The organism is Devosia sp. 919, assembly GCF_013185965.1.
Taxonomy (GTDB): domain Bacteria; phylum Pseudomonadota; class Alphaproteobacteria; order Rhizobiales; family Devosiaceae; genus Devosia.
The window spans coordinates 1,494,926-1,521,232 of the sequence record NZ_JABAOL010000001.1; the positions used below are offsets into that span (position 1 = coordinate 1,494,926).

Genomic DNA, 26,307 nt, shown 5'->3' on the forward strand with positions numbered 1-26,307 from the left:
GGCGCTCCGGATCCGCTCCATGTCGACGACTATTGCTCCCCTCGAGGAGCGCCGCCTGTTTGGCATCGGCCTCGTGCTGTGCGCCAATCTGCTGTTTACCTGCCTGGATGGCTCAGCCAAATGGCTCGGCCTGGTTGGCTTGCCGGCGATGCAGATCATCTTTGCCCGCTATTTCGTGCACCTCGTAATTGTTTCAGCGGTCAACCTGCCCAAGGGTGGTCGCGATCTGGTGCGCACCGCCAATCTCCGGATCCAGATCGTGCGGGCGCTGGCGCTGCTCGGATCGAGCCTGTGTAACTTCACGGCGGTGCGCTATCTGCCACTGACGGTCACCGGTGCCATCGGCTTTACGACACCGCTGATCATCTGCCTGCTCTCGGTGGTGTTCCTGCACGAGCAGGTGGGCTGGCGGCGCTGGACCGCCATTGGCGTGGGGTTCATCGGCATCCTGATCATTGTCCATCCGGGCAGTGAAGCCTTCCAGCCGGCCACGCTGCTGTCGCTCGCCGGGGCGGGGTTCTACGGGGCCTATGTGCTGCTGACCCGGCGCCTGGCGGGGGTGGACTCGGCCGCGACCCAGCAGTTCTATACCGGCGCCGTGGCAGTGGTCTTGCTGTTGCCCTTCGCCTTTGCCGATTGGATCTGGCCAACGACAACGCTCGACTGGGTGGTTTTTGCCGCTGTCGGGGTGATCGGTTTTCTCGGCCATCAGTTCGTGACGGTGGCGCATCGCTTTGCGCCGGCCTCCACCCTCGCACCGTTCTCTTATGTGCAGATCATCTTCATCGCCGCGCTGAGCTGGATCGTCTTCAACCAGCCGCCTGATATCTGGTTCTTGCTTGGCGCGCCCATCGTTGTCGGCAGCGGCTTTTACATCTGGCTGCGCGAGCGCGCCTTGTCCAAGCCCGTGGGTCCCGTCACCGAGCAACGCTGACGGGGCGGGCCGCCATGGCTCGCTCACGCCAGGTGGCGGCATAGGTGTCCAGTTGCGGCAGGGCCAAGGGCGCGATGGGCTTTCGACGGCTTGAGCCCGGCTTGGGGCCGCCAAACAACATGCTGGCTCCAAAACTGGTGCCGGTGCTGTCGGCCGAAGCGCTGACGGGCACGCCGGTGAGCTGGGCGAGCGCCGCCGCGAACAGCCCATTGCGCGCAAAGGGCCCCTCGATGATGATCTCTTCGCCCAGCCCGCAGAGTTCGAAGCAGGTCTGCGTCACCAGCGCGAGATAGAGCGCGGTGGCAGCCGATCGTCCGCCCGGCGACAAGCGGTCGGGATCGGTTGTCCAGCGCCCCGTAGCCGCCGGGAAGGGGCCAACGCCGGGAGCAAAACTGGGCAGGGCCTGGATGTCGCCGCCGATCACCGCATGGAGTTCGGCGCTTGTGGGTTCGACATAGGTGCCGACAAGAGCGTCAAATTCCCGACCGCCCATGAAGCGGGCGGTGGGTACGGGCCGGCCGAACGCGTCCACATTGGCGAGGCTGTCGCGGCGCTCATCGAGCCCTTGGGTCTTGCCGCCGATGGTCATGGCGATGGTCCAGGTGCCGGTGGAAAGGATCGTGACCGGCGCCTGCTGTCGACCGAGATGCGGCAGCAGCGAAGCGTTGGAGTCGTGAATGCCTGAGGTGACCGGGGTGTCCGGCGGCAGTCCGGTCTGGGCGCTGATCTCTGCCTTGATCGTAGCGATAATGCTCGCGGCAGGGCGGATGGGTGCGAAAAGTTTTTCCCACCCCTGGCTGGTCACCAGCGATGAGAACTTGCCCTGCGCCGGCGCCCACAGATCGGTGTGGCAGCCGAGCGAGGTGACCTCGCTGGCGAGAACCCCGGTGAGCCGCCAGGCCCAGTATTGCGGATAGGGCAGGATATGGTTCACGCCGGCAAACGCATCGGGGAAGTTGCGGGCTTGCCAGAAGAGCTGCGCCCCCAGGTTCAGTCCACCGGGCAGACTGGGCGACAATGTCTCGGCAAAGCCGGGGCGTACAGCCCGGTACTGGGTGGAGAGGGCATCGGGCCCGGCATATTCATAATCCAGTACGGGGAGGGCCAGCTCGCTCCCGGACAGCAGGGCCGCCGTCGCGCCATGCGTGGTGATCGAAATGCCCTCGATGCCGTGCTCGGCATGCAATGCTTGAAGGCTCGCGAGGATAAAGGACCAAAGCCGGTCCAGATCGGCATGGGGGTAGGGCCCGTCGCGGACCACGCTGTTGGGCGTGCTGCGGCTCGCCACTTGTGCAGCGTTCACCGTGTCGATCAGCACCAATTTGGCGTTGGTCTTGCCAATATCGATGACGGCTACCAGTCGAGGATCGGGCATTGCAGCAGTTCCAAGCAGACCCTCCTGCAGTACTGCAGAAGATAGAAGCGCGCTAGCTGGCGCTATTGGCACCGCAGTTTTGAGGGCCCGGTGTGCCCTTGGCGGTTGAAGAACGCGGGCAAGCGCGTAAATAGGGCCCATGAACACTGCCCTTTCGCCAGCACAAGTCCCCACCGAACCCTTCTCGCTGCGCGAAGCTCGCCGCTTTTCCGTGGCACCGATGATGGAATGGACTGACCCCAGGTGTCGCTATTTTCACCGGCTGCTGACGAAGCGCGCGTTGCTGTTCACCGAAATGGTGACGAGCGCGGCGCTGGTGCATGGTGATGCGAGCCGGCACTTGCGGCTCGATCCGGTTGAGCAGCCGGTGGCCGTGCAACTTGGTGGGTCGGACCCGCACGAGCTTGCGGCCGCCACGCGCCTTGCGGATGCGGCAGGTTTCGCCGAGATCAATCTCAATGTGGGATGCCCCTCTGACCGGGTGCAATCGGGCCGGTTCGGCGCCTGCCTGATGGCCGAGCCGGAACTGGTGGCGCAATGCGTGCGGGCCATGCGCGATGCCACCGATCGGCCAGTGACGGTCAAGTGCCGCATCGGTATCGACGATCAGGATACGGAAACCGGCTTGGATCGCTTTGCCGATGCCATGGTGGAAGCCGGCGTCGACGCGCTGTACGTGCATGCCCGCAAGGCGTGGCTGAAGGGCTTGTCACCCAAGGAAAACCGCACCATTCCGCCACTGGACTATGATCGGGTGTATCGGCTGCGGGCGCGATTGTCGCCGTTGCCGGTGATGATCAACGGTGGCATCGAGACCCTGGAACAAGCCGAGGCTCATCTCGCCCATACCGACGGGGTGATGCTGGGGAGGGCCGCCTATCATACGCCCATGCTGTTGGCCGAAGTGGACCAACGCTTCTTTGGCGCCAGCGAGCCGGCGCCTAGGCTTGCCGAGGTGATGCAGGCAATGGCCGACTATGCCGCCCGCGAGCGCCGTACCGGCATGCGGGTCAATGCCGTGACCCGGCATATGCTGGGCCTGGCCAATGGACTGCCCGGAGCGCGTCAGTTCCGGCAGATCCTGAGCGTGGATGCCTGTCGGGCAGGGGCGGACGAGAGTGTTATCCTGCGCGCGATGGAAGCTCTGGACGCCTCGGCGCTGCGAATGGCGGGTTAGTCCACCAACTCCAGCGAGTTCTGCGACACGCTGTAGCGATTGAGCGTTTCCAGGTAGGTCATGCCTAGGAGGCTGGTTTCCAGCGCGTTCTGTTCGGCGACAAAGGCGACGACGCCTTGGCGAACAATCCCCCCGACCTCGATTTGATCGAGTCGCACCCGCGCGGCCTGGCCGGTGCCATTGGCAGTGGAAACGGGAATGGAGAAGCGCAGCTTGCTGGTATCGATCCCCGCCGATTCCGCATCGGCCTGGGTCAGCACGACCGCGCTCGCACCCGTATCGAAGATCATGGGCGTGGTGTGGCCGTTGACCGTGGCGGCGATTTCGAAATGCCCCCCCATGCCACGGCGGAAGGTCGCGGTGCCTCGGTCGGAATCCACCACGGCAACCCCGGGGCGCAATTCACCCGCGACCCGCCCGGCAATGCCCACGAGTTCATCGCGATAGCTATAGGACAGGGCGGCGACGCCAAAAATTGCGACCCATAGAGCCATGGCCCCGAAGAGCTCGGAGGCTCGGCGCCGGCGCCCGAAGGCACCGCCGGCAAACACAACCAGCAGAATGAGCAGGGGGAGGAGCTGTGCGGTTTGCGCCTGGGTCAGCCCCAACAGGGCGCCGGCGTCGCTGCTCACCAAAGCGGCCAAGCCAACAGCAACCAGAAGGGCGATGCCGATAAAGATCATGCCTGCGCCCTGTTTCTAGCTGTGCAAATCATCTCACAGCATAAAGGAAAACTCGGGGGCGATTTCAAGGCCCGGCGGCAAAGCACACGAGAACCGCGAGCACCACTATCTCGAGGAGCGCGACGAGGCCACCCACGACGTCGCCGGTTTGACCGCCGAGCAAGCGCCGGCAAAGCCGTGCCCAGGCCAGCGTTGCAACGCCAGCAAGCGGCAGGGCAAGGAGGGGAGCGAGCCAGTTGCTCAAGGGCCAAGTGCTGAGGCTGAACAGCATGAGGGCGAAGGCTAGCCCAATGGCAAAAGCGGCCCGGCTGAGACTCCCGGCCGCGGCCGAGGCACCGTCGCGCCGGGCGGGTGGCAGGGCCACGGCGAGCCACAATGCTCCCGAACGGGCCAGCACTTGCGCCCCCAGCCAGAGGATGGCGGCCCCCAGCGGATCGATAGCGGCAAGGCTCGCCAGCGCCGCGACCCGCATCAGGAGCAAAAGGCAAAGGGCAGCGACGCCATAGGTGCCGTGCCGGCTATCCTTCATGATCTCGAGCCGACGCTCGACCGTATGGCCGCCGAACAACCCGTCGGCGCTGTCAGCCAGCGCATCCTCGGCCATGGCGCCGCCGGCAACCACCAGCACGGCAACGGCAAGAGCGGCGGCAAGCAAGGGCGGCATGCCCAAATGCGGGGCGACAAAGAGCGTGAAAGCCGGTGCAAGCCCGATCAGGATGCTGGCGAGCGGCAGGACCGGGGCCATGCGATCGAGCTGTGGCAGCTCATGGGGTGCAGATCCGGTGGGCAGGCGCGAAAAGAAGCGGATGGCCATCAGCAGATCGGCCGGCACGGCGTGCCGGCGGCGCGGTCGCGCTCCGTTCAATTGCATTTCGCTCCCATCTGCGCCAGAAGTCCGGCCTTCCCTACCACTCGTTGTCCGGTTTCTCCATGCCCCTACACCCAGCCTATGCCGATGTGCTCGAACTGCTGACGATCCTGCCGGAAGGCGACGAGCAGGCAGTCAGCGCGGTGCGCGAGCGCGAGCGACACCTGACCAAGCCCGCGGGCTCGATGGGCAAGCTCGAGGAGCTGGTGGAGTTCCTGGCGCGCTGGCAGGGGCGGGCCAAGCCGCGGCTCGACAACCCGATGGTCACAATCTTTGCCGGCAATCATGGGGTGACCGACCAGGGCGTATCGGCGTTTCCGCGCGAAGTGACAGCGCAGATGGTGGCCAATTTCACCGAAGGGGGCGCCGCGATCTCCCAGATCTGCGCCCTGCACGAGATCAATCTGCGCGTGTTCGAACTGGCGCTGGAACTGCCCACGGGCGACATCACGCAGACCGCGGCGCTTGACGACAAGATGTGCGCGGCTACCATTGCCTATGGCATGGAAGCCATCGCCGGCAAGCCCGACCTGATCTGCATCGGGGAAATGGGCATCGGCAATACCACCGTGGCGGCCGCGATCTATGCGGCCCTCTACGGCGGCAGCGGGCGCGACTGGGTGGGGCGCGGCACCGGGGTGGACGATGCCGGCCTGGCGCGCAAGGCCGATGCCGTGGACCGTGCCCTGGCTTTGCACAAGGGTGACCTGGATCATCCGCTGGCGATCCTCGCTCGGCTTGGCGGCCGCGAGATCGCGGCGATGCTGGGCGCGATCATTGCCGCGCGCCATCAAAAGGTGCCGGTGATCGTGGACGGCTTTGTGGCAACGTCAGCGGCGGCGATCGCGCATGCCGTGCATCCCAATGCGATCGATCATTGCCTCTTTGCCCATGTTTCGGCCGAGCCGGGGCACCGCCGGGCACTTGAAGCCATGGGGCAGACGGGGCTGCTCGATCTTGGCATGCGGCTGGGGGAGGGCAGTGGCGCCGCCCTGGCCGCAGTGCTGGCCAAGACCGCGCTGCACCTGCACAACAACATGGCAACGTTCGAGAGCGCGGCGGTCACGGACCGCGCCTGAGGGCCAAGGGCGCCGAAGCGGGTCAGCCCGCTTCGGAATAAATCTGCAGCCGGTCTTTTTTCTGCACCACTGGCGCCAGGGCATCCATGACCCGGGCGCGGGGGAAAGTCGCGATTACTTCGGTGCCAAAGCGCACCTTGGAAAAGAGATCAAAGCGCCCCTGGTGCAGTTCCATGATCTTCTGGACGATCGGCAGCCCAAGCCCCGCGCCTTGTTCGGCGGTCTTTTGCGCCAGCGAGCCCTGACCGAAGGAGGACAGCACGGTGGCAATCTCGTCCTCGGGGATGCCGGGGCCGTTGTCCTTGACTGAGATCAGCTGCCCGCCATCGCCGCTGCGAGTCACGACGAGAGTGATCTTGCCGTTCTGGGGCGTAAACTTGATGGCATTGCTGAGCAGGTTCAGGATCACCTGGCGGATGGCGCGCTCATCGCCCCACAGCCGCGGCAGGTTGTTCCCTACATTGAACACCAGCTCGATGCCCTTAGCCTTGGCGCGCAGTTCCATCATGCGGCGGCAATCGGCGGCGATATCGACCAGCGAGACGATCTCTTCATTGAGCTCATATTTGCCCGCCTCGATGCGGCTGAGATCGAGCAGCTCGTTGATGAGATTGAGCAGGTGCTGGCCGCTGGCGTGAATGTCGCCGGCATATTCCTTGTATTGCGGCACCTGATGGGGGCCCAGCAATTCGGACTGCAGCACTTCCGAAAAGCCGATAATGGCGTTGAGCGGTGTGCGCAGCTCGTGACTCATCGTGGCAAGAAACTGCGACTTGGCGATATTGGCCTGCTCGGCATGGCGCCGTGCTTCATCGGACATGTGCCGGGCTTCTTCGAGTTCGCCGATCAGCGTGTCTTTTTCCGCCTGGTGGGTGACGGTCTCGAGTTCGGACGCGTGCAGCTGGCGCGCGAGATAAACAAAGAAAACCTCGCCACACACCGCAACGGCCGCGAGCATGAAGTTGAGCGTGCCGCCGAGGGCAATGAGGTTGATCGAAACGGTGAGCGTGACCGGCAGCGTGCTCATCAAGGTGGCGGGCGGCAGGGTGTGGGTGGCCACGGCATTGGCCGCGACGCTCACCAGCACCATGGCAAACATCACCGGGGTCAGGCTCTCGGGGCTGGCAACCAGGGTGAACAGGGCGAGCAGCGACCAGGCCAAACCATAAACGGTTTCGCAGGCGACAAAGCTTGCCGTCCACTGACCGGCATTGAACTTGGCGGGATCGCTCGCCTTGAAGCGCCGCGCGACCAGCACGATCACGAGAAGACTGATCAGCACCGTCCCTGCCCAGAGGGTGGCAAAGAGCGGCGGAACCCAGAAACTGGAGACAAAGGACAGGATGACCACGATGGCGGCCATTGGCAATGCCGCAGCAAGCCGGGCGCTGGCATAGTCATGCAGCAGCTCGAAGTCGAATGCCGCGCGAGTGCCCGAACTGGACGTCAGGCGTTGGCGCGCATCCAGCACGGTCTTTTGTGCGTTGCGCTTGGTGTCACGCCCCATAAGCGAGCGGACGTCAGCGTCGATCGTGGCCCAGGACGGCATTGAACTCTTACTCGGTACTAAGTGATGCGAACCAGAAACGCATTCGCTACGCTCACAGCTGAACACTAGCGATGGCGTAGTTAACGGGCGGTGAAGTCCTGAATCGATATCTAAGGCAAAGGCGAGTGTTCGCCGGACGACGCGGCTCGCTCGCGGCAATGGTGATTCTCGCCCTCGTGGCGGTGTTGGCCGCATGGCTCGAGCCCGATCTCCCGCCGGTGGGCGGCGCCGGGCGCGCCAGCGATGGGGACAGTTTGCGCTTGGGCGAGCAACGTGTCCGTTTGCTCGGCCTCGACGCTCCCGAACTCAACCAGACCTGTCGCCGCGACGGAGCGAACTGGCCCTGCGGACAAGCGGCCCGCGACCGCATGGCGCAATTGCTGCGCTCGGGTGATCTCGACTGCCGCCCCGAAGGCCGGGACAAATATGATCGCTTGCTCGCGCGCTGCAGCATCGGATCCCAGGATCTTGGCGGCCGGATGGTCGCCGAAGGTTGGGCGCTTTCGTCGGGTGACTATGATCGCGAGCAAAGGGCCGCCCAGGCCGCCGGGCTGGGTATCTGGAGCGGCTCCTTCGTGCCGCCACGCGAATGGCGGGACCAGCAGGATCGTGCCGAGGCGGTCTGGGACTGGTTGCCGTTCTTCTAGGCGTTGAGGTTAGCTGGCTGCTTGCGCAAGATTATTGCGGCGCTCGCTGGAATGTGGCAGTTAATAACCTAAATTGGGCCGGCAAACCGGCCGGAGACGGAATAGGTTTTCGCGGGGGCGAGATGGCGCTGGACAAGATCGATCGTAAAATACTGACCTTGCTGCAGAAAGACGCGACCATGCCGGTCGCTGAAATCGGCCGCAAAGTGGGGCTGTCGACGACCCCATGCTGGCGCCGCATTCAGAAAATGGAAGAAGAAGGCGTGATCAAGCGGCGCGTTGCCGTTCTGGATCCCGTCAAGGTCAATGCCGGGGTCACGGTGTTCGTGTCGGTCAAGACCAATGAGCACAGCGAAGGCTGGCTGCGCAAATTCGCGGCGGTTGTCGAAGATTTCGCCGAGGTGGTCGAGTTCTATCGCATGAGCGGAGACATCGATTATCTCCTGCGCATCGTGGTGCCCGATATCGCCGCCTACGACACCTTCTACAAAAAGCTCATCACCAAGATCGCCCTCACCGATGTGAGCTCGAGCTTCGCCATGGAGCAGATCAAGTACACGACCGCCTTGCCGCTGGACTTCGCCCTCGTTGTCGATGACGATAAATAGCCATGCTGCAGGGGTTCGAACATATCGGCATGACTTCGGGCGATCTTGATCGCACCATCTGGTTCTATTGCGATCTGCTGGGATTGCGCTTGCATCTGCGCAAGCCGGCATCCTCGGGCGAAGTCGCGTTCCTCGATGCTGGCGGCGGCATGCTCGAAATCTTCGCGCCCGCCGAGCCGGTGAGCCGAGCCCAAGATGTGCCGCCGCAAACGGCGGGTATGCGCCACATGACCTTTGCCTTCTCCGACATCGACCCGGTGGTGCAACGGCTCGAGGAAGAGGGGCTCGAAATCATCGAGCGTCCACGGCTCGCGCATAACCAAGACGTGTTCAAGCGGGTGGCGTTCTGCCGTGATCCCGATGGGATCATCGTCGAACTCGCGGAACGGGCGGCTAGCCGCCCGTAACCGACATGTGCCGCCCCAGTGCCGGTGCAGGCCGGGCCCGGTCGATCACGAAGTCATGGCCCTTGGGCTTGATCAGCATGGCATGGTCCAGCGCCGCATCGAGTGCTTCAGCACCGCCCTCGCGCAGCGCGTCGCGGAGATTAACCTGATCTTCCTGCCCGAGGCAGAGGAACAGCTGGCCAGTCGCCGTCAGGCGAACCCGGTTGCAGCTTTCGCAGAAATTGTGGCTCATCGGGGTGATGAAGCCCAAAACGCCCCCAGTTTCAGCGACATGCAGATAGCGGGCTGGGCCACCGGTACGCTGGTCGAGCTTGCTCAAGGTCCAGCGGCGAGCCAGCCGGTCGCGTAGCTCACGCAGGGGTAGATAGCTGTCGACCCTGTCGAGCCCAACTTCTCCCAACGGCATGCCTTCGATCAGTGTCAGGCCCATGCCCCGGCCATGCGCCCACTCCATCATGGGCTCGATCTCGTCTTCGTTGACGCCGCGCATCGCCACCATGTTGATCTTGATCTGCAGGCCCGCCGCTTGCGCGGCGTCAATGCCGGCCATCACATCGGCCATCCGGCCGCGGCGAGTGATTTGCGCAAAGCGGTCCGGATCAAGGGTATCGAGGGACACATTGATCCGCCGCATGCCCGCCTTGAAGAGGTCGCCGGCAAAACGGCTGAGCTGACTGCCATTGGTGGTCATGGTCAGCTCTTCAAGGCCATGCTCGAGATGTCGGGCCAGGCTGCGCACCAGATCAAGAATGTCGCGCCGCACCAGGGGTTCGCCGCCCGTCAGGCGCAGCTTGGTGACGCCGCGTTGCACGAAAGCGGCGGCAATGGTCTCGATTTCCTCAAAGCTCAGCACTTCCCGCTTGGGCAGGAAGGTCATGTTTTCCGCCATGCAATAAACGCAGCGGAAATCGCACCGGTCCGTGACCGAGATGCGCAAATAGGAAATATGGCGGCCGAAGCGATCAACAAGCGGTCGCGCAACGGAGACGGGGCTGGTCATGGCGCCAACCTAATCGTCTTCGCCTTCATTTCAAAGCGTGCTCGCCCGGAATTGCTTGGGCCGCAGCATTGATCCCTCTGGCGACCTGCTTTGGTCTGGGTTGACACGGGGCAGTATTGCCCGGCATCACCGCCGCAAAAGCAGGGGATGTGCCGGTGAGCGATGATCTGAAACGAGAAGCGGCTCGCATGGCCTTGTCGCAGGTTCAACCCGGCATGCGGCTCGGCCTGGGCACCGGTTCGACCGCTTGGCACTTTGTTGATCTGCTCGGCGAGAAAGTGGCCCAGGGTTTCGAGTGCATCTGCGTGCCGACTTCGGAGCGCACCGCCGAGCAGGCGATGGGCCTCGGCATCGCGCTCAGCGACCTTGATCATCTCGATCGCCTTGACCTCACCGTCGACGGTGCCGACGAGATCGACCCCCACCTCAATTTGATCAAGGGCGCCGGCGGGGCGTTGCTGCGCGAAAAGATCGTAGCGGCGGCCTCGGATGCAATGATCGTGATTGCCGATGGCTCCAAGGTCGTGGAGCAATTGGGCAGGTTTGCACTTCCGGTGGAGGTCAACGCCTTTGGTTTTGGCGCCACCATGCGAGCCCTCGACGCCGTAATGACTGCCCATGGCGCCGAGGGCCAAGCCAAGCTGCGCCATACTGCCGACGGTCAGGCCTACCATACGGATGGCGGTCACCTGATCGTTGATGCTTGTTTTGGCCGCATTTCGACGCCAGAAGCGCTGTCGCGCGATCTCCTTGACATACCAGGGGTGGTGCAGCATGGGCTTTTTCTTAACATGTGCAAAACCGCTTATGTGGCGACGCCGGATGGCGTAAGAACCATGCAGCGCGGGGACTGACCAACAGCGAGGTTCGATCAGGATGGCATTTTCGACGAAACGGGGTTTGACTGGGCGCGCTAAAGCGCTGCTCGCGGTGACACTCAGCGCCGGGCTGTTTGCTCTGGCCGCTCCCGCCATGGCCCAGGAAGTGCCGCCCGAGCAACTGGCGCTGGCGCGCAAATATGTGGAACTGACGGACCGCTCCGCTATCTATGAAGTGACCCTGGTCGAAACTGGCGTGCAGACCATGCGCCAGATCATCCAGCAGAACCCAGAACTGGTCGACGCCACCGACAAGGCCATTTCGAAGGTGTTGGAGGAGTACAAGGGCCGCAAGGGCGAACTGATGGACCAGTTTGCCCGCGTTTATGCGGTGCGCTTCACCAACGAAGACTTGCAGCAGATCGTCGCCTTCTACGAATCGCCAGTCGGCCAGAAGCTGGCGCAAGCCAATTCAGAACTGAATACCGACCTGCAACGGGTCTTGATGGTGTTCACCAACAATGTGCAGCGTGAGTTCTTCGCCAAGGTGCGAAGCGAGCTTCGCGCCAATGGCGTCGAGATCTGATCCAGACGCATATGACCCCGCCTTGTGCGGGGTCTTTTTGTATGCAATGCGCCGCTCCATATTTAGGGGCGGTACTTGTGGGGCGTTGCAATGAGCGAAGCATATGATCTGGTCGTGATCGGCGGGGGCTCCGGCGGCGTCCGCGCCGCACGGATGGCCGCCAGCTATGGCGCGCGAACCGCTATCATCGAAGAATTCCGCGTTGGCGGGACCTGCGTGATCCGGGGCTGCGTACCCAAAAAGCTCTATGTCTATGCCAGCCGCTTCAACGAGCTGTTCGACATCGCCTCCAGCTTTGGCTGGCAGGTGGATGCTTCCTTTGATTGGCCCACGCTTGTGGCTGCCAAGGAAAAGGAAATCAGCCGCCTCGAGCACGCCTACACCACCAATCTGGAAAACCCCGGCGTCGAGGTGATCAAGGATCGCGCGGTGGTGACCGGGCCCAATGGCGTGCATCTGCTGAGGTCCAATCGCGATCTGCAGGCGCGCCATATCCTTGTGGCCACCGGCGGGCAGCCCATTGTTCCCGATATTCCGGGCGCCGAGTTGGCGATCACCTCCAACGAAGTCTTCGACCTGCCGCGCTTGCCCCATTCGATCCTGATCGCAGGCGGCGGCTATATCGCGGTTGAATTTGCCACCATCTTTGCCGGACTTGGCGTCAACACCAGCATCGTTTATCGCGGCGACTGCGTGATGCGCGGCTTCGACGACGACTTGCGCCGCGGGCTCGAGGCGGGGCTGCAGGAACGCGGCATCCGGCTGATTTACCAGACCACGATCAAATCGCTGGTGCAGCAGGGCGATGATATCGCCGCGACCTTCAGCGACGGGGTGACGGCGCCTTTTGGCGCGGTGATGTTCGCTGTGGGGCGGCGGCCCAATGTCGAGGGGCTGGGTCTCGAAACGGCCGATGTCGAGCTGACCGCTGGCGGCGCCATTGCGGTGGACGAATATTCGCGCTCGTCCTGCCCATCCATCTATGCAGTGGGCGACGTGACCGGGCGGGCTGCGCTGACGCCCGTTGCGATCCGCGAAGGCTGGTACTTCGCCGAAACGGTGTTCAACAACAATCCCTTGGCCGTGGATCATTCCCTGATCCCGACCGCGGTTTTTAGCGAGCCCGAACTGGGCGCCATTGGCCTGACCGAGGCTGAGGCCGCGACGCATGGCGACATCGATGTTTATATCGCGCGCTTCCGTCCGATGATGAACAGCCTCTCGACGCGCACCGAGCGCATGATCCTCAAGCTCATCACCGAGGCCAATGGCGGCAAGGTGCTGGGCTGCCACATCCTCGGGCCGGGGGCAGGGGAGATGATCCAGCTCGTCGCCATCCCGATGAGCATGGGCGCCAGCAAGGCCGATTTCGACCGGGCCATTGCCGTTCATCCCACCGCGGCCGAGGAACTGGTGACCTTCAAGGGCCCGACCTATGTTTACCGGGACGGCGCCAAGGTCTGAGCCGATAAGGCTTGGCAGGCCGGCGCGGCCTTGGTAGACCGCCCCTGATCTGGATAGCGGGAAAGCGAGACAACCCATGACCACTTGGACCCCCGGCAGCTGGCGCGACAAGCCCATCCTGCAGGTGCCCGCCTATCCCGATCCGGTTGCCCTGGCCGAAGCCGAGCGCCAGTTAGCGACCTTTCCGCCGCTGGTATTTGCCGGCGAGGCACGGGACCTCAAGACCAAGCTCGCGGCAGTCGCGCGCGGCGAAGCCTTCCTGCTTCAAGGCGGGGACTGTGCCGAAAGCTTTGCCGAGCACGGCGCCGACCATATTCGCGATTTCTTCCGCGTGTTTCTCCAGATGGCCGTGGTGCTCACCCATGGCGCCTCCAAACCCGTGGTCAAGGTCGGACGCGTTGCCGGCCAGTTCGCCAAGCCCCGGTCTGCCGATACCGAAGTTATCGATGGGGTGGAACTGCCCTCCTATCGCGGCGATATCATCAACGCCATCGAGTTCACCGAAGGGGCCCGCCTACCCGACCCCGATCGCATGCTGCAGGCTTATCGGCAATCGGCGGCAACGCTGAACCTGCTGCGTGCCTTTGCCTCGGGCGGCTATGCCGAACTGACCCGCATCCATGAATGGACCGTCGGGTTCATGAAGGGCTCGAACTGGTATCCGCGCTACGAGGAAGTAGCGCGCAAGATCGACGACGCCATCACCTTCATGGCCGCGCTCGGCCTTAACCCGGACAATACCCCGGCCTTGCGTCAGACCAGTTTCTTCACCAGCCATGAAGCGCTGCTCCTCGGTTATGAAGAAGCGCTGACCCGCCGCGATTCCATTACCAATGACTGGTACGCCACGTCGGGTCACATGCTCTGGATCGGCGATCGCACCCGGCAGCCCGATGGCGCCCATGTGGAATATTTCGCCGGCATCCACAACCCGATCGGCATCAAGTGCGGCCCGTCCTTGGCCAGTGAGGACTTGCTGCGCCTGCTCGATCGCTTGAACCCGACCGATGAAGCGGGCCGCATCACGCTGATCTGCCGGTTTGGCGCGGAGAAGGTGCATGAGCACCTGCCGCGGCTGATCGAAACCGTGCAACGCGCCGGACGTACCGTGGTTTGGTGCTGTGACCCAATGCACGGCAACACGATCAAGGCCTCCACGGGCTACAAGACGCGGCCCTTTGATCGCGTGTTGTCGGAAGTTCGCTCCTTTTTCGAAGTGCATCGGGAAATGGGCACTTACGCCGGCGGGGTCCATATTGAGATGACGGGCGATGATGTCACCGAATGCGTAGGTGGCGTTTCGGCAGTAACCGAGGCCTCGCTGTCAGATCGCTATCACACTTATTGCGACCCTCGGCTCAACGCCAGTCAGGCGCTGGAACTGGCCTTCCTAGTCGCCGAAGAGGTGCATGCGCAAAAGCCGCCACGGCAGCACGCGCTGGCGGGCGAGTAACAGCCGCGTGATCTGCCGCGATCAACACTGACCGGGTGTTGATCGACGGGCGGGCTTGCTGTCCTATGCCAGCGCTTCGCTGACCCTGCTGAAAGTCGTTCATGCCAAGATCCCTGTTCCCTGCGGCATCGCCAGAGGTGCGCGCCCGCCTCGAACTGGACCCGACGATCAAACTGATCAATCATTATGATTGGGCTTCCAACCCGCTGGGTCCAATTCCAGCTTGGCCGGAAAGCCTCAAGGGGGCCGTCCGGGTCATGCTCGCGACCTCCACCCCAATGGCCATGCTGATCGGCTCTCAGGGCATCCTGATCTACAACAACGCCTATGCGGTGTTCGCCGGCGAACGGCACCCACACATCTTCGGACTTCCCGCCGAACAAGCCTGGCCTGAAATTGCCGAGTTCAACCGCCACAAGATTGACTTGGGACTGCGCGGGGAAACCCTGCATCTCGAGGAGCAGGAACTGCTCCTCAATCGCAACGGCACGCCTGAAGCGGTGTGGCTGGACCTTCATTATAGCCCTGTGCTGGCGGAAGACGGCACCCCTTTGGCGGTGCTTTGCATTGTTCAGGAAACGACCACCCGAGTGCTGGCCGAGCGTGCCGTGGCCCGCAGTGAGGAGCGACTGTCGCTTGCGTTGAACAGCTCAACCCTGGTGGGAACCTGGGATTGGGACATTGTGGCCAACAGCGTCACCGCCGACGAAAAATTCGCCACCATGTATAATCTCGATGCGGCCACGGCCAAGACCGGGATCGCGCTTGAAGGCTTCATGCAGGCAATTCACCCCGAGGACGTGGAACGGGTGGGCGTCGAGATCAGGGCCGCCTTGGCAGACGGCTCACCCTTCCGCTCGCAATATCGCCTGCTTGGACCTGATGGCACGATAAGGTGGGTTATCGCCTCGGGGCGTCCGCGTTTGGGCGACGATGGCAATGCCATCCGCTTCCCCGGGGTCGTGGTGGATGTCACCGAGCAGCGCCGTGCGTCGGACGCGCTGGCGGAAAGCGAGCTGCGCTTCCGCACCCTGACCAATGCCATGCCACAGATGGTGTGGTCGACCCTTCCTGACGGCTTTCACGACTATTACAATGACCGCTGGTACCAGTTCACTGGGGTGCCGCAGGGTTCCACCGATGGGGAAGGCTGGAACAACCTGTTTCACCCCGATGATCAGCAGCGAGCCTGGGCGATCTGGCGCAACTCCCTGGAAACGGGCGAGCCATACCAGATCGAGTACCGGCTGCGGCATCATACCGGCGAGTACCGGTGGACCTTGGGTTTGGCACTGCCGATCCGTGATAGCCAGGACCGTATCATACGCTGGTTCGGCACCCTCACCGATATCCATGAGACCAAGCTTGCGGCCACCGAGCGGGATCTGGTGGCGCAGGAGCTGAGCCATCGAATCAAGAACATCTTTGCGGTATTAACCGGCATCATAAGCCTGTCGGCGCGCAGCCAGCCGGAGATCAAGCCTTTTGCCGATCAGCTGCGCCAGCGCATCTTCGCTCTGAGCGAGGCGCATGATTTTGTCCGGCCCCATTCTGCCCGCTTACAGGACACCGAACACCAGGGCTCACTCTGGGCCTTGATCGAGCGCCTCCTGCAAGCCTACCACCGGGAGGGTACCGCGCGGGTCAGCTTCCGCGGTGAGGACGCTCCGATCGATGATGGCGCGGCTACTCCACTTGCACTCCTGTTCCATGAGCTGGGCACCAATGCCGCGAAATACGGCGCGCTGAGCGTCGCCGATGGGGAGGTGGTGCTGGAAGGCCGGGTAAGCGAGGATGGCTACCATCTCTCCTGGAAGGAGCGGGGCGGTCCGGTTCTTGATGGCGCGAGGCGACCGGAAGGTTTCGGCTCACGCCTCGTGAGCCTGAGCGTGGAAGGCCAGATGCGTGGCAAGGTCGAGCGGATCTGGGAAGCGGACGGGCTGAGGGTGGAGGTCGACCTTCCTGCTACGGCTCTGCGCCGCTCCGGGCGGTTGCAGAGCTAGAGCAACGGCTTGGTCAGCACTCCGTGGGCTCGTGCGTGGGGTCGAGCCAATCAAACAGCTGCAAACGACGGGGCGGGGCAGCTTCCTGCGCCTGGCGCCGAGCCACGGCATAGCCCACAGCGTCCCGTAGTTCCTTATCCGTGACCGGCTTGGGCAATACGCCCAGGGTGCCGGGAATGCCGGTGCCAAGCTGCGAAGGGTTGGCCGTCATGAACAGCACGGTGACGCCATGAGTTTGGCTGAGAGCCCGGCCAATGGCCGCCCCGGTAGGACCATCCTCAAGATTGAGGTCCACGAGGGCAACGTCAGTCGTTGCCGCGAGGCTAAGGGCCGTACGCTGGTCGGCAGCAATGCCCACCGGCTGGTGCCCCATTTCCGCGATGACATGCTCGATTTCGGTGGCAACGAAGATCTCGTCTTCAACTACCAGTATTCTGCAACTCATCACGCAAACTCTCGTCGGGTACTGGAGGGCAACTCGCTCGACCGGCTTCGGTTGCGCCGTGATTGGTCGCCGCCAGCCCTATACCCGATTACACCTTAAGATAGTTAGCGAAAAGTCTCTGTCTACACTTAGCGGACTGTTAACCCTAATAAGGCATCAATGTGGCGTTGGGCTGAACGGCCCGGGTCTCAGAGGTTCCGATGAAGCGCACCCTCACCATTGCCTCCCTGCTTGCCGGAAGCGTTGCCTTGCCGGCAACTGCGGCTGACTACGGCTATGGGGGAATGCGGACCGCCTATCCCACCAACTGGCAGATCGGCGAAGACAATCCGCTCCGTTTCGAAGCGGGCGTGCGCTACTGGTATTCGCTCGGCCAGCAATCCTTGTCCCTGCAGGGCTACGAGCAGGACATCAAAAGCACCTCCCATTCGGGGGAGGCCTTTGTCCGCATCGATGACGACAGCACGCGCTCCTTCTTGGAGGCCAATGTCGGTTACGCCTTTGCTACGAGCGGGGACTACTCCACGGATGGCATCGGGGGGACCTTCGATCTCCCTGGCGCGCGGTTGGGCTATGTCGGTGCTGACTTCGGCATGATGCCGTTCGGCAATGAGAGCTTTGGCGTCGGGGCTGTGATCGGCTACCAATACTTCAATGAATCGCCCGATACCGGCCGCGCTTCGTTCACTACGGCTCGTTCAGCCAGCGACATCGCCTGGTCCAGTTCCACTGGAGACTGGTCCATAGGGTTCGACAGCGAGCCCAACAACTTCGACATCCACGCGGCCAAGATCGGCCTAGTTAGCCGCTTCGAAGTGGCGGATGCTTTCGACATCACTGCAGAAGCTGCAGCATTGCCCTATGCATGGGTGGACGGTACTCTCGGGACTCTGGACCTGGTGCCCGAAGATTTCGGCGGCAACACTTTCCTCGCCTCTGCGGCCAGCGTCGGTGGCTACGCCTATGGCGCTGCGGGCAAGTTAATGGTTGGCTTTCACCCAACCGAGAACCTGACGGTTCGGATCGGCGGCCGGGCTTCCTATCTCCAAGGTGAGTACGACGCGACCTTCGACACTGCAACGGTGACGCCGCCGCAACCGTCCTTCCAACCCGATGGCACGCCGGCGGACCCGGCATACACGGCGCCCAATCTTTCGCGGCAGTCCTATATCTCGACCAACAATCCCTTTACATTCTTCCGCTACGGCGCCCTGTTTGAGCTGGCCGGCCGCTTCTGAACCATCGGCCGTGATCAGCCGTTACCGGCTTGTTCTGCCGGGGGCGAGTGGGTAAGGCTTGCGCGCGCTTCGTTCGCCTTGGCCGGAGCGTATCCGCGTCAGCTATAGGCCTATATCGTGACCGACCACCTGCGTATCGCGCTTGCTCAGCTCAATCCCAAAGTGGGCGACCTGGATGGAAACCTGGTGCTGGCGCGTGGCGCGCTGGCGCAAGCCGCGGCCGCCAAAGCCGATATCCTGCTGCTCTCGGAGCTGTTTCTGACCGGCTATATTGCCGACGATCTTCTGTTCAAGCCCCAGTTCGTGGCCGATGCCATCAAGGCGGCGCAGGATCTGGCAGCCGACACGGCCGGCACCGATGTGGCGCTGATCATTCCCACCATTTGGCAGGCGGAAACCGGCTTCCACAACGCGCTCATTGTCGCTGAAAAGGGCGAGATCACCGCCGTCCGCTTCAAGCGCGAACTGCCGCGCAACGATGTGTTCTATGAGGAACGCTACTTCACCTCCGGCCCCCTTCCGCTCCCGGTCAGCATCAAGGGGGTCTCGATCGGCCTGCCGATTTGCGAGGATATCTGGCACCCCTGGGTGTGCCAGCACCTGATCCAGGCTGGCGCCGAAATGCTGCTTTGCCCCAACGGGTCGCCTTACTGGTCGCAGAAGCACGAAGTCAGGGACCGCCTGGTGCGCGCACGCACCTCCGAAGACGATGTGCCCATGCTTTATCTCAACCAGATCGGCGGGCAGGACGAACTGGTTTATGATGGCGCCTCCTTTGGCATGGAGCCGGGCGACAAGCTGGTGTTCCGTGGCGAGACCTTCGCGCCCGATTTCATCCTCTCCGATTGGGAGCGCCGCGACGGGCGCTGGACCTGCGTGGAGGGTCAGATCAAGCCGCAGCTTTCCCCAGAGGAAACGCCGTGGCGTGCCTGCGTGCTGGCACTGCGCGACTATGTCCGCAAGAACGGCTTCAAGCAGGTGGTGCTGGGGCTGTCCGGCGGCATCGACAGCGCGGTGGTGGCGGCAATGGCGGTGGATGCGCTTGGTGCCGAGAATGTCCACTGCATCATGCTGCCTTATCACTACACCTCCGAGGCAAGCCTTGTGGACGCCAAGCAATGCGCCGAGCTGCTCGGCGTGCGCTATGACGTCGTCGCCATTGGCGGGCCTGTGGATCAGGCGCTCAAGGAACTCGAACCGATTTTTGCCGGCCGGCCCGCTGATCTTGCCGAAGAAAATATCCAGTCGCGCATGCGCGGCGTGATCCTGATGGCGGTGTCCAACAAGCTGGGCTCGATGCTCCTGAGCACGGGCAACAAGTCGGAAATGGCCGTGGGTTACGCCACCATCTATGGCGACATGAACGGGGGCTTCAACCCGCTCAAGGATATGCTCAAGATGCAGGTCTATAAGCTTGCGGATTGGCGCAACAGCCACCTGCCGGGCGACTGTCTTGGACCGGCCGGTCCGGTCATCCCGCAAAATATCATCGACAAGGCGCCGAGTGCCGAGTTGCGGCCCGACCAGACCGACCAGGATAGCCTGCCGCCCTATCCGGTGCTCGACGCCATCATCGAGGGGCTGGTGGAGGACGAGTTGTCGATCGCCGAGGTCGCAGCGAAGGGACATGACCTGGCGCTGGTGCAGCGCATCGACCGGCTCATCACCACCGCCGAATACAAGCGCCGGCAATCGCCGCCCGGACCCAAACTGACCTGGCGTGCCTTTGGCATGGGGCGCCGCTATCCCATCACCAATGGCTATCGCGATCGGACCGGCGCATGAGCGCACCTGTTGTACGCTGGGCCCCGTCACCCACGGGGCGCATTCACCTGGGCAATGCGCGGCCGGCGCTGTTGAACTGGTTCTTCGCCCGCCGGCACGGCGGCCGCTATGTGCTGCGCATGGACGACACCGATGCTGCGCGCTCCACCCGTGAGTTCGCGGACGGTATCGAGGTGGATTTGGCGTGGTTCGGCGTCAAACCCGATCTGCTGGTGCGTCAATCGGAGCGGACTGCGCTTTACGAGGCGGCGCGCGAGCAGTTGATCGCCGCGGGTAGGTTGTATCCCTGCTACGAAACCGAGGACGAGTTGGATCGGCGGCGCAAGCGGGCTCGGGCCATGGGCAAGCCTCCCATCTATGATCGGGCGGCGCTAAAACTCACGGCCGAAGATCGCGCGCGGCTCGAGGCCGAAGGACGGCGCCCGCATTGGCGCTTCAAGCTCGATGGCAAGCCGGTTCAGTTCGATGACCTGATCAAGGGGCCGCAGACCGTCAACACCGCCTCCATGTCCGATCCGGTGCTGGTGCGCGAAGATGGCTCCTACCTTTATACGCTGCCCTCAGTCGTCGATGACATCGACCTGGGCATCACCCATGTGATTCGGGGTGAGGACCATGTGTCCAATACGGGCACGCAGATCGAGATCTTCGAAGCCTTGAGCGGGGCCGTGCCGCAGTTCGGGCACCACAATCTGCTGACCGATGCCGAAGGGCAGGGCTTTTCCAAGCGGCTTGGCTCCCAGTCGATCGCGGACTTCCGGCAGGAAGGCTATGAGCCCCTGGCGGTGGCCATCATGGCGACGCTGACCGGCACGAGCATTCCCGTCGAGCCCTATGAGTCACTCGACGCCGTGGCGGAATTGCTCGACTTTGCGGCAATCTCGCATGGACCAGCCCGGTTCGATCCGGCCGAACTCGACACGCTCAATTCGCGTATCCTACACGCCATGCCTTATTCCGAAGCGCAGCCACGCCTCGAGCAGTTGGGTCTTGATGACGAGCCGCTCTGGCTGGTGCTGCGCGAGAACTTGGCCAAGTTCGGTGATGTGGTGGAATGGGCCAAGCTGATCCGCGGCCCGGTGCAGCCGGTGATCGCGCAGGAAGACCGCGACTTCCTCGTGGCCGCGCGCGAGTTGCTGCCAGCTGAGCCCTGGTCAATCGAGACCTGGGGCGAGTGGACGGGGGCCGTAAAGGCCCAGACCGGCCGCAAGGGCAAGGGCTTGTTCCTGCCCCTCCGCCTTGCACTGACCGGTCGCCACGATGGGCCCGAGCTTAAGAGCCTGCTGCCGCTGCTTGGGCGTAAGGCGTGTCTGGACCGACTACCCTGACCACCTTGTCGCCGAACTGAACCAGCCGCAGGCTTTTGTCTTCGGCGGTTTGCGGCGCAGGCCGGGTGACCGGGGTCTCGCCGGGGCCGGCAGGACGCGGCCGCGGCAGAGGAACATCGATCAGCGTGGCCGTTTGCAATGACGCCTCGACCGGCGCGACGGCTGCTGGCATCTGCCGGCGCGGATCGCGCGGGGGCAGGGGGAAGCTCACGCCTGATACTTCAGCGATGGTCCGGTTCTGGCCGTCAGCTGATACGGCGTTCCGGATCGTGCCCCCGCCAGCCGGGGTAGCACGGCAGCTGCTTTGCATATCCACCGCCTCGCGATATTTAAACGCGTTGGGCAAGGCGGAATAAGGCTGGCCACTGACGTTGCGCATCTGCTCAACTTCCTGACCCGGATTGTCGTAGAAATAGAGTTCCACCGGTGTGTTGGGACACATCGCCTGGCATTGCTGGGCGTCATTGCCGACGTAATCGGTCAAAGTGGCGTAGCTGATGGGCCAGAAGTAACCATCGCTCAACCGCACGCAGAGCGTTCGCACAGTGTTGGAGCCCTGGCTGCCCCAATAAGCGCCATCGTCGACCAGGTCGCCATCGGTGAAATCGCCCTGGGTGGTGGTGCCGAACACGCGATCAAAGATCGACTGCCGCTCGCGCGAGAAATCGGCGCTCGAGCCGCGCCCGGCGCCGCAACCAAAGCGGGCCAATTCCTGCAAAATGGCTTCGCGCTGCTGGGCGACCGCACCGGCGCTGTTCACCGATTGTGAGACCTGGGCATATTGTTCGCGTAAGTCCAGCACATCGCGTCCAATGCTCTGGCAGCGCGGTGACAGAGTGCGGCCGGCTCGTGCATCGTCATTGCAGCCTTCGCGGATGTAACGGCTTTCCGCGCTCTGCACCTGATCAGCGAGGCGACGGGCCGAGCGCGAATTGCCCTGCCGTTGCTGAAAGTCCGCGTTCCGATCGAATTGCCGCAGCGAATCTTCCAGCCGGGCGCAAGCGGCGGCCTGCGCATGCGCCGTGCCAACATCGAGCAGCAGGCAGACAGCTGCCACGAGCAAAAGGAGAAACGGGCGCAGGGTTGTTCTGCTCAAAGTCAATGCGTGGTCCTTGCTTGCGGCTGGAAGCGGCGGCGTTGCAAAAGCCGCATAGGCCAGCGCCGATCTGGTGGCAACACTATAGTCCCCGGCTGGATGGCGTGATAGCGCTGGCGCAACACTCGAGCGGGAGATTGCGCCACGATGAAGCTTGCTACCCTTAGAAATGGTCGCCCCGATGGCCAGCTGGTGGTGGTTTCCGCAGATGGGCAGCGCTGTGTTGCCGCAGGCCGCATTGCGCCCCATATGCAGGCGGCGCTCGATGACTGGGACAACGCGGCTCCTCAGCTGGCGGCACTCGCGTCCGAGTTGAACGCGGGTGCGATTGCCGGTCAGGTGTTCGAGGCCAGCCAAGCGCTCGCGCCGCTCCCACGCGCCTATCAGTGGATCGATGGCTCGGGCTATATGAGCCATCTCGAACGCGTCCGCACACTGCGAGGCAGCAAGGACGCCGAACTGCAATCCACCCGACCCCTGCTGTATCAGGGGGGTTCGGATACGCTGCTGGCGCCGACCGCGGCGATCGTCGTGCCGGAAAACGATCTGGCGCTCGACTTTGAGGCGGAGATCGCCGTGATCATCGGCCCCGTGCCGATGCAGCCATCCCGCGAGCAAGCGGCCGCTGCCATTCGGCTGGTCACTATCTGCAACGACGTATCCTTGCGCAGGCTGGTGGCCGAGGACCTGCAGGGCGGGTTCGGCTTTTTCCACGCGAAGCCCTCAACCAGCTTCGGCCCCGTCGCCTTGACACCCGACGCCCTGGGCGACGCCTGGCGGGACAACCGTCTGCACCTGCCGCTTCGGGTGGAGGTCAATGGCAATCTGATCGGACAGCCCAATGCCGGACGGGACGTGCAGTTCGATTTCGCCGACCTGATCATGGAGGCCGCTCGCACGCGCAGCCTTGCCGGCGGCACCATTGTCGGCTCGGGCACCGTGTCTAACCGGCATGACGAAACCCTGCCTACCAAGCGCGATGGCATCGGCTTTGCCTGTCTTGCCGAACTGCGCACCGTCGAAAAGACTAAGTTCGGGCGGGCGCGCACGCCGTTTCTGCAGCCGGGCGACAGCCTGCGGATCGCGGCAATCGATGGGGCGGGCAGGGCGCCATTTGGCGAAATCAACCAGCAGGTGGCCCTGCTCGATCGGCCGGCTTGAACGAATTTTCACGATGGGCTTGATTTGCCGGCGGCTTGGGCCGAAGGTGGCGCCATGAAGATCGACGTTAATCCGATTAACGGCTGCGTTATTACCTGCTAACCACGATTTGGCAGCGCGGTCTTCTTTATCCAAAAAACCCGATACTCGAAGCGCCCGCAGCCAGTGCCCATCCGCATGGCCAGGACGTCAACATGAACTCGGGACTGCCGCCGCTTTCGCTCTACAACACGCTGACGCGCCAAGAAGAGCTTTTCGAGCCTCTCGATAGCGGCAGTGTGCGGCTCTATGTCTGCGGACCCACCGTTTACGACTACGCCCATATCGGCAATGCGCGGCCAGTGATCGTCTTTGATTTGCTGTTCCGCCTGCTGCGCAACGTCTATGGCGCCGAGCAGGTCACCTATGTCCGCAACATCACGGATGTCGACGACAAGATCAATTCGAGGGCGGCACGCGATTATCCCGACCTGCCGCTCAACGAGGCCATTCGGCAGGTGACGGAAAAAACCGCGGCGCAGTTTGCGGCTGACGTTGAGGAGCTGGGCACGCTCGCCCCCACCTACCAGCCCCGCGCCACCGATTTTGTGCTGCCGCGCCCCGATGGCAAGCCGGATATGGTCAGCCTGATCGAAAAGCTCATTGCCAAGGGCCATGCCTATGAGGCCGCCGGCGAGGTGCTGTTCGATACTACCTCCATGCCCGATTATGGCCGTCTCTCCGGGCGCAATCTGGAAGACAATCTCGCGGGCGCGCGCGTCGCCGTCGACACCCACAAGAAGAACCCGGCCGATTTTGTGCTCTGGAAGCAATCGAGCGCCGATGAGCCGGGCTGGGAGAGCCCTTGGGGGCGAGGGCGCCCGGGCTGGCATATCGAATGCTCGGCAATGAGCGCCGCTTATCTCGGCGAAGTCTTCGATATTCATGGCGGCGGGTTGGACCTGATCTTTCCCCACCATGAAAACGAGATCGCTCAATCGCGCTGCGCGCACGGCACCCACGAAATGGCGCGGGTCTGGATGCATAACGGCTTTCTGCAGGTGGAAGGGCAGAAAATGTCCAAGAGCCTGGGCAATTTCGTCACCATCAACGAACTGCTCGCCACCGAGACATTCGGTGGCCGGCGCTGGCCCGGCGAGGTGCTGCGCCTCGCCATGCTGATGACCCATTATCGCGAGCCGATCGATTTCAGTGTTCGGCGCCTGGAAGAAGCAGAAACCAAGTTGCGCGACTGGCAACGCGCCACCGGGGGTGTCGCAGATGAGGATGGGGCGGCGCCCGACGCAAGTGTGGTTGGGGAGTTGGCCCAGGACCTCAATTTCCATCGCGCCTCGGTGGCGCTCGACTTCATCGCCAAGCGTGCGAACCGGGGAGAGGGCGACGCCCGGCATTGCCTGGCGGCAACGCTGCGCTTCCTCGGCTTCAGCCTCGACGGGCTGCTCGCCAACAGCAGCGATGAGGAGCCGGCCCATGTCGCGGCCGCCGTTGCTGCCCGCCTTGCCGCCCTCAACAGCAAGGACTTTGCCGAGGCTGACCGCATCCGCAGCGAACTGGCCGAGCAGGGCATTGCGCTGATGGACTACAAGGACCCACAAAGCGGCGAGCGTCGCACCAAATGGGAGCTCAAGCGATGATCAGCTCGGAAGGCAATATCGAGGCGCATGCCGGCGGCTGCCAGTGTGGCGCGGTGCGGTTCCGCGTCAAGCTGCTGGGGCGACCGTCCATTTGTCACTGCCGCATGTGCCAGAAGGCCTTTGGTGGTTTTTTCGGGCCCCTGGTCACCGCCCATGATGCGGTCTGGAGCCGCGGTGAGCCGAAATGGTACCAGAGCTCCAACGCGGCGCGGCGCGCCTTTTGCGGCGATTGCGGCACTCCGCTCGCTTATGAAACCCGGTTTGGCCTTGAACTGGCGATCGGTGCTTTCGATGACCCGACGGTTGCTACCCCGGCGTTGCAGGTTAACCTGCACGACAAGTTGCCCTTCTTTGATGATCTGACCAGCTTGCCGGTGCGGACGGAGGACAGCGACGAGTGGCGCGACTTCCTTGCCGGCATCCACTCCAACCAGCATCCGGACCACGACACTTCGGATTGGCCCCCACGGGAGAGTTCACATGAGTGAAAGCTGGAGCGGCGGCTGCCAATGTGGGGCAGTGCGCTATCGGTTCACCGAGCGTCCGAGCAACGCCCATATCTGCCATTGCCGCATGTGCCAGAAGGCCTTTGGCGCTTTTTATGCGCCACTCGTGGGCGGCCGCCGCTCGGCCTGGGAGCTGACGCGAGGAACGCTCGCCACCTTCATGTCGTCCGATCACGCCGAGCGTGGCTTTTGTGCCCGTTGCGGCACGCCGCTGACCTTCCGCTACACCGAGGGCGACCGGATCGCCGTGTCGATCGGCTCGCTGGACCATCCCGAAGCCTTCCCGCCCGTCGACCAGCACGGCACTGAAAGCCGCATCAGCTGGGTGCCTGCGCTGGGCGGCCTGCCTGATTGCCCGGCCAGCGAAGCGGAAGACGCTGAAGGCGCTGCAAGGATTGCCGCCAGCAATCACCAGCACCCCGATCACGACACCGCCACCTGGCCCGAACAGCACTAGAGTTCC

General features: G+C 63.3%; 25 protein-coding genes. 18 read left to right on the forward strand and 7 right to left on the reverse strand.

What is annotated here, in order from left to right; all coding sequences use genetic code 11:
- Positions 1-19 precede the first annotated feature (19 nt).
- Entirely contained in the window at positions 20-934 is a 915-nt protein-coding gene (locus HRQ64_RS07210) for a DMT family transporter (RefSeq protein ID WP_164854753.1), read from the forward strand.
- Here HRQ64_RS07210 and HRQ64_RS07215 read toward each other — a convergent pair.
- The gene (locus tag HRQ64_RS07215) at positions 918-2,309 is read right to left on the reverse strand and encodes an FGGY-family carbohydrate kinase (protein WP_172122785.1); all 1,392 of its coding nucleotides are present in this window, start codon (positions 2,307-2,309) and stop codon (positions 918-920) included. The genes HRQ64_RS07210 and HRQ64_RS07215 overlap by 17 nt on opposite strands.
- A 139-nt stretch (positions 2,310-2,448) precedes the next feature.
- Between HRQ64_RS07215 and dusA the strand changes: the two genes are divergently transcribed.
- Positions 2,449-3,486, forward strand: a complete 1,038-nt coding sequence (gene dusA / locus HRQ64_RS07220; protein WP_172122786.1) for a tRNA dihydrouridine(20/20a) synthase DusA — start codon at positions 2,449-2,451, stop codon at positions 3,484-3,486.
- Here dusA and HRQ64_RS07225 read toward each other — a convergent pair.
- A complete protein-coding gene (locus HRQ64_RS07225; protein WP_172122787.1) occupies positions 3,483-4,169 on the reverse strand; it encodes a TIGR02281 family clan AA aspartic protease in 687 nt (228 codons plus the stop codon). The two genes, dusA and HRQ64_RS07225, sit on opposite strands and share 4 nt — an antisense overlap.
- Positions 4,170-4,233: 64 nt before the next feature.
- Entirely contained in the window at positions 4,234-5,040 is an 807-nt protein-coding gene (locus HRQ64_RS07230; RefSeq protein ID WP_172122788.1) for an adenosylcobinamide-GDP ribazoletransferase, read from the reverse strand.
- A 59-nt stretch (positions 5,041-5,099) separates the two neighbouring features.
- On the opposite strand from HRQ64_RS07230, the gene cobT reads away from it, so the two are divergent.
- Complete coding sequence (gene cobT / locus HRQ64_RS07235; RefSeq protein ID WP_172122789.1) at positions 5,100-6,116, forward strand: nicotinate-nucleotide--dimethylbenzimidazole phosphoribosyltransferase; 1,017 nt, start codon at positions 5,100-5,102, stop codon at positions 6,114-6,116.
- Positions 6,117-6,138: 22 nt separating this feature from the next.
- Here the strand turns inward: cobT and HRQ64_RS07240 are convergent, their stop codons facing one another.
- Entirely contained in the window at positions 6,139-7,665 is a 1,527-nt protein-coding gene (locus HRQ64_RS07240) for a HAMP domain-containing sensor histidine kinase (protein WP_248306941.1), read from the reverse strand.
- A gap of 125 nt (positions 7,666-7,790) precedes the next feature.
- Here HRQ64_RS07240 and HRQ64_RS07245 point away from each other — a divergent pair, with 125 nt between their 5' ends.
- The 3 genes from HRQ64_RS07245 to HRQ64_RS07255 all read left to right on the forward strand — a co-directional run bounded on the left by HRQ64_RS07245 (position 7,791) and on the right by HRQ64_RS07255 (position 9,327).
- Positions 7,791-8,312: a thermonuclease family protein gene (locus tag HRQ64_RS07245; protein ID WP_172122790.1), complete on the forward strand. Its 522-nt coding sequence runs from the start codon at positions 7,791-7,793 to the stop codon at positions 8,310-8,312.
- Between the two features lie 128 nt (positions 8,313-8,440).
- Positions 8,441-8,920 (forward strand): Lrp/AsnC family transcriptional regulator, encoded by a 480-nt coding sequence (locus HRQ64_RS07250; RefSeq protein WP_127755172.1) that lies wholly within the window; start codon positions 8,441-8,443, stop codon positions 8,918-8,920.
- Positions 8,921-8,922: 2 nt separating this feature from the next.
- Complete coding sequence (locus HRQ64_RS07255; protein WP_172122791.1) at positions 8,923-9,327, forward strand: VOC family protein; 405 nt, start codon at positions 8,923-8,925, stop codon at positions 9,325-9,327.
- Here HRQ64_RS07255 and moaA read toward each other — a convergent pair.
- Positions 9,314-10,327, reverse strand: coding sequence for a GTP 3',8-cyclase MoaA (moaA, locus tag HRQ64_RS07260; RefSeq protein WP_172122792.1), 1,014 nt, complete (start codon positions 10,325-10,327; stop codon positions 9,314-9,316). The genes HRQ64_RS07255 and moaA overlap by 14 nt on opposite strands.
- 155 nt (positions 10,328-10,482) lie before the next feature.
- Between moaA and rpiA the strand changes: the two genes are divergently transcribed.
- The 5 genes from rpiA to HRQ64_RS07285 all read left to right on the forward strand — a co-directional run bounded on the left by rpiA (position 10,483) and on the right by HRQ64_RS07285 (position 16,651).
- Positions 10,483-11,181, forward strand: a complete 699-nt coding sequence (gene rpiA, locus HRQ64_RS07265; protein ID WP_172122793.1) for a ribose-5-phosphate isomerase RpiA — start codon at positions 10,483-10,485, stop codon at positions 11,179-11,181.
- Positions 11,182-11,227: 46 nt separating this feature from the next.
- Positions 11,228-11,731: a DUF2059 domain-containing protein gene (locus HRQ64_RS07270; protein WP_164854754.1), complete on the forward strand. Its 504-nt coding sequence runs from the start codon at positions 11,228-11,230 to the stop codon at positions 11,729-11,731.
- A 90-nt stretch (positions 11,732-11,821) separates the two neighbouring features.
- Complete coding sequence (gene gorA, locus HRQ64_RS07275) at positions 11,822-13,195, forward strand: glutathione-disulfide reductase (protein WP_172122794.1); 1,374 nt, start codon at positions 11,822-11,824, stop codon at positions 13,193-13,195.
- Positions 13,196-13,271: 76 nt separating this feature from the next.
- Complete coding sequence (locus HRQ64_RS07280; RefSeq protein WP_172122795.1) at positions 13,272-14,648, forward strand: 3-deoxy-7-phosphoheptulonate synthase class II; 1,377 nt, start codon at positions 13,272-13,274, stop codon at positions 14,646-14,648.
- 101 nt (positions 14,649-14,749) lie between these two features.
- Positions 14,750-16,651 (forward strand): PAS domain-containing protein, encoded by a 1,902-nt coding sequence (locus HRQ64_RS07285; protein ID WP_172122796.1) that lies wholly within the window; start codon positions 14,750-14,752, stop codon positions 16,649-16,651.
- Between the two features lie 13 nt (positions 16,652-16,664).
- Here HRQ64_RS07285 and HRQ64_RS07290 read toward each other — a convergent pair whose 3' ends face one another.
- Positions 16,665-17,159, reverse strand: a complete 495-nt coding sequence (locus HRQ64_RS07290) for a response regulator (RefSeq protein WP_349236735.1) — start codon at positions 17,157-17,159, stop codon at positions 16,665-16,667.
- A gap of 137 nt (positions 17,160-17,296) precedes the next feature.
- Here HRQ64_RS07290 and HRQ64_RS07295 point away from each other — a divergent pair, with 137 nt between their 5' ends.
- The 3 genes from HRQ64_RS07295 to gltX all read left to right on the forward strand — a co-directional run bounded on the left by HRQ64_RS07295 (position 17,297) and on the right by gltX (position 21,447).
- A complete protein-coding gene (locus HRQ64_RS07295) occupies positions 17,297-18,334 on the forward strand; it encodes a hypothetical protein (protein WP_172122798.1) in 1,038 nt (345 codons plus the stop codon).
- Between the two features lie 117 nt (positions 18,335-18,451).
- Positions 18,452-20,119: an NAD+ synthase gene (locus HRQ64_RS07300; RefSeq protein ID WP_172122799.1), complete on the forward strand. Its 1,668-nt coding sequence runs from the start codon at positions 18,452-18,454 to the stop codon at positions 20,117-20,119.
- The gene (gene gltX, locus HRQ64_RS07305) at positions 20,116-21,447 is read left to right on the forward strand and encodes a glutamate--tRNA ligase (RefSeq protein ID WP_172122800.1); all 1,332 of its coding nucleotides are present in this window, start codon (positions 20,116-20,118) and stop codon (positions 21,445-21,447) included. Before HRQ64_RS07300 ends, gltX begins: the two co-directional genes overlap by 4 nt.
- Here gltX and HRQ64_RS07310 read toward each other — a convergent pair.
- Positions 21,392-22,543 (reverse strand): DUF2865 domain-containing protein, encoded by a 1,152-nt coding sequence (locus tag HRQ64_RS07310; protein WP_172122801.1) that lies wholly within the window; start codon positions 22,541-22,543, stop codon positions 21,392-21,394. The genes gltX and HRQ64_RS07310 overlap by 56 nt on opposite strands.
- A gap of 147 nt (positions 22,544-22,690) precedes the next feature.
- Between HRQ64_RS07310 and HRQ64_RS07315 the strand changes: the two genes are divergently transcribed.
- The 4 genes from HRQ64_RS07315 to HRQ64_RS07330 all read left to right on the forward strand — a co-directional run bounded on the left by HRQ64_RS07315 (position 22,691) and on the right by HRQ64_RS07330 (position 26,301).
- Positions 22,691-23,704, forward strand: a complete 1,014-nt coding sequence (locus HRQ64_RS07315; RefSeq protein ID WP_172122802.1) for a fumarylacetoacetate hydrolase family protein — start codon at positions 22,691-22,693, stop codon at positions 23,702-23,704.
- A gap of 194 nt (positions 23,705-23,898) precedes the next feature.
- On the forward strand, positions 23,899-25,338 hold the full coding sequence (gene cysS, locus HRQ64_RS07320; protein WP_172122803.1) for a cysteine--tRNA ligase: 1,440 nt from the start codon (positions 23,899-23,901) through the stop codon (positions 25,336-25,338).
- Complete coding sequence (locus HRQ64_RS07325) at positions 25,335-25,826, forward strand: GFA family protein (protein WP_172122804.1); 492 nt, start codon at positions 25,335-25,337, stop codon at positions 25,824-25,826. Before cysS ends, HRQ64_RS07325 begins: the two co-directional genes overlap by 4 nt.
- Entirely contained in the window at positions 25,819-26,301 is a 483-nt protein-coding gene (locus HRQ64_RS07330) for a GFA family protein (protein WP_172122805.1), read from the forward strand. The genes HRQ64_RS07325 and HRQ64_RS07330 overlap by 8 nt, the downstream gene beginning before the upstream one ends.
- The last annotated feature ends 6 nt before the right edge of the window (positions 26,302-26,307 follow it).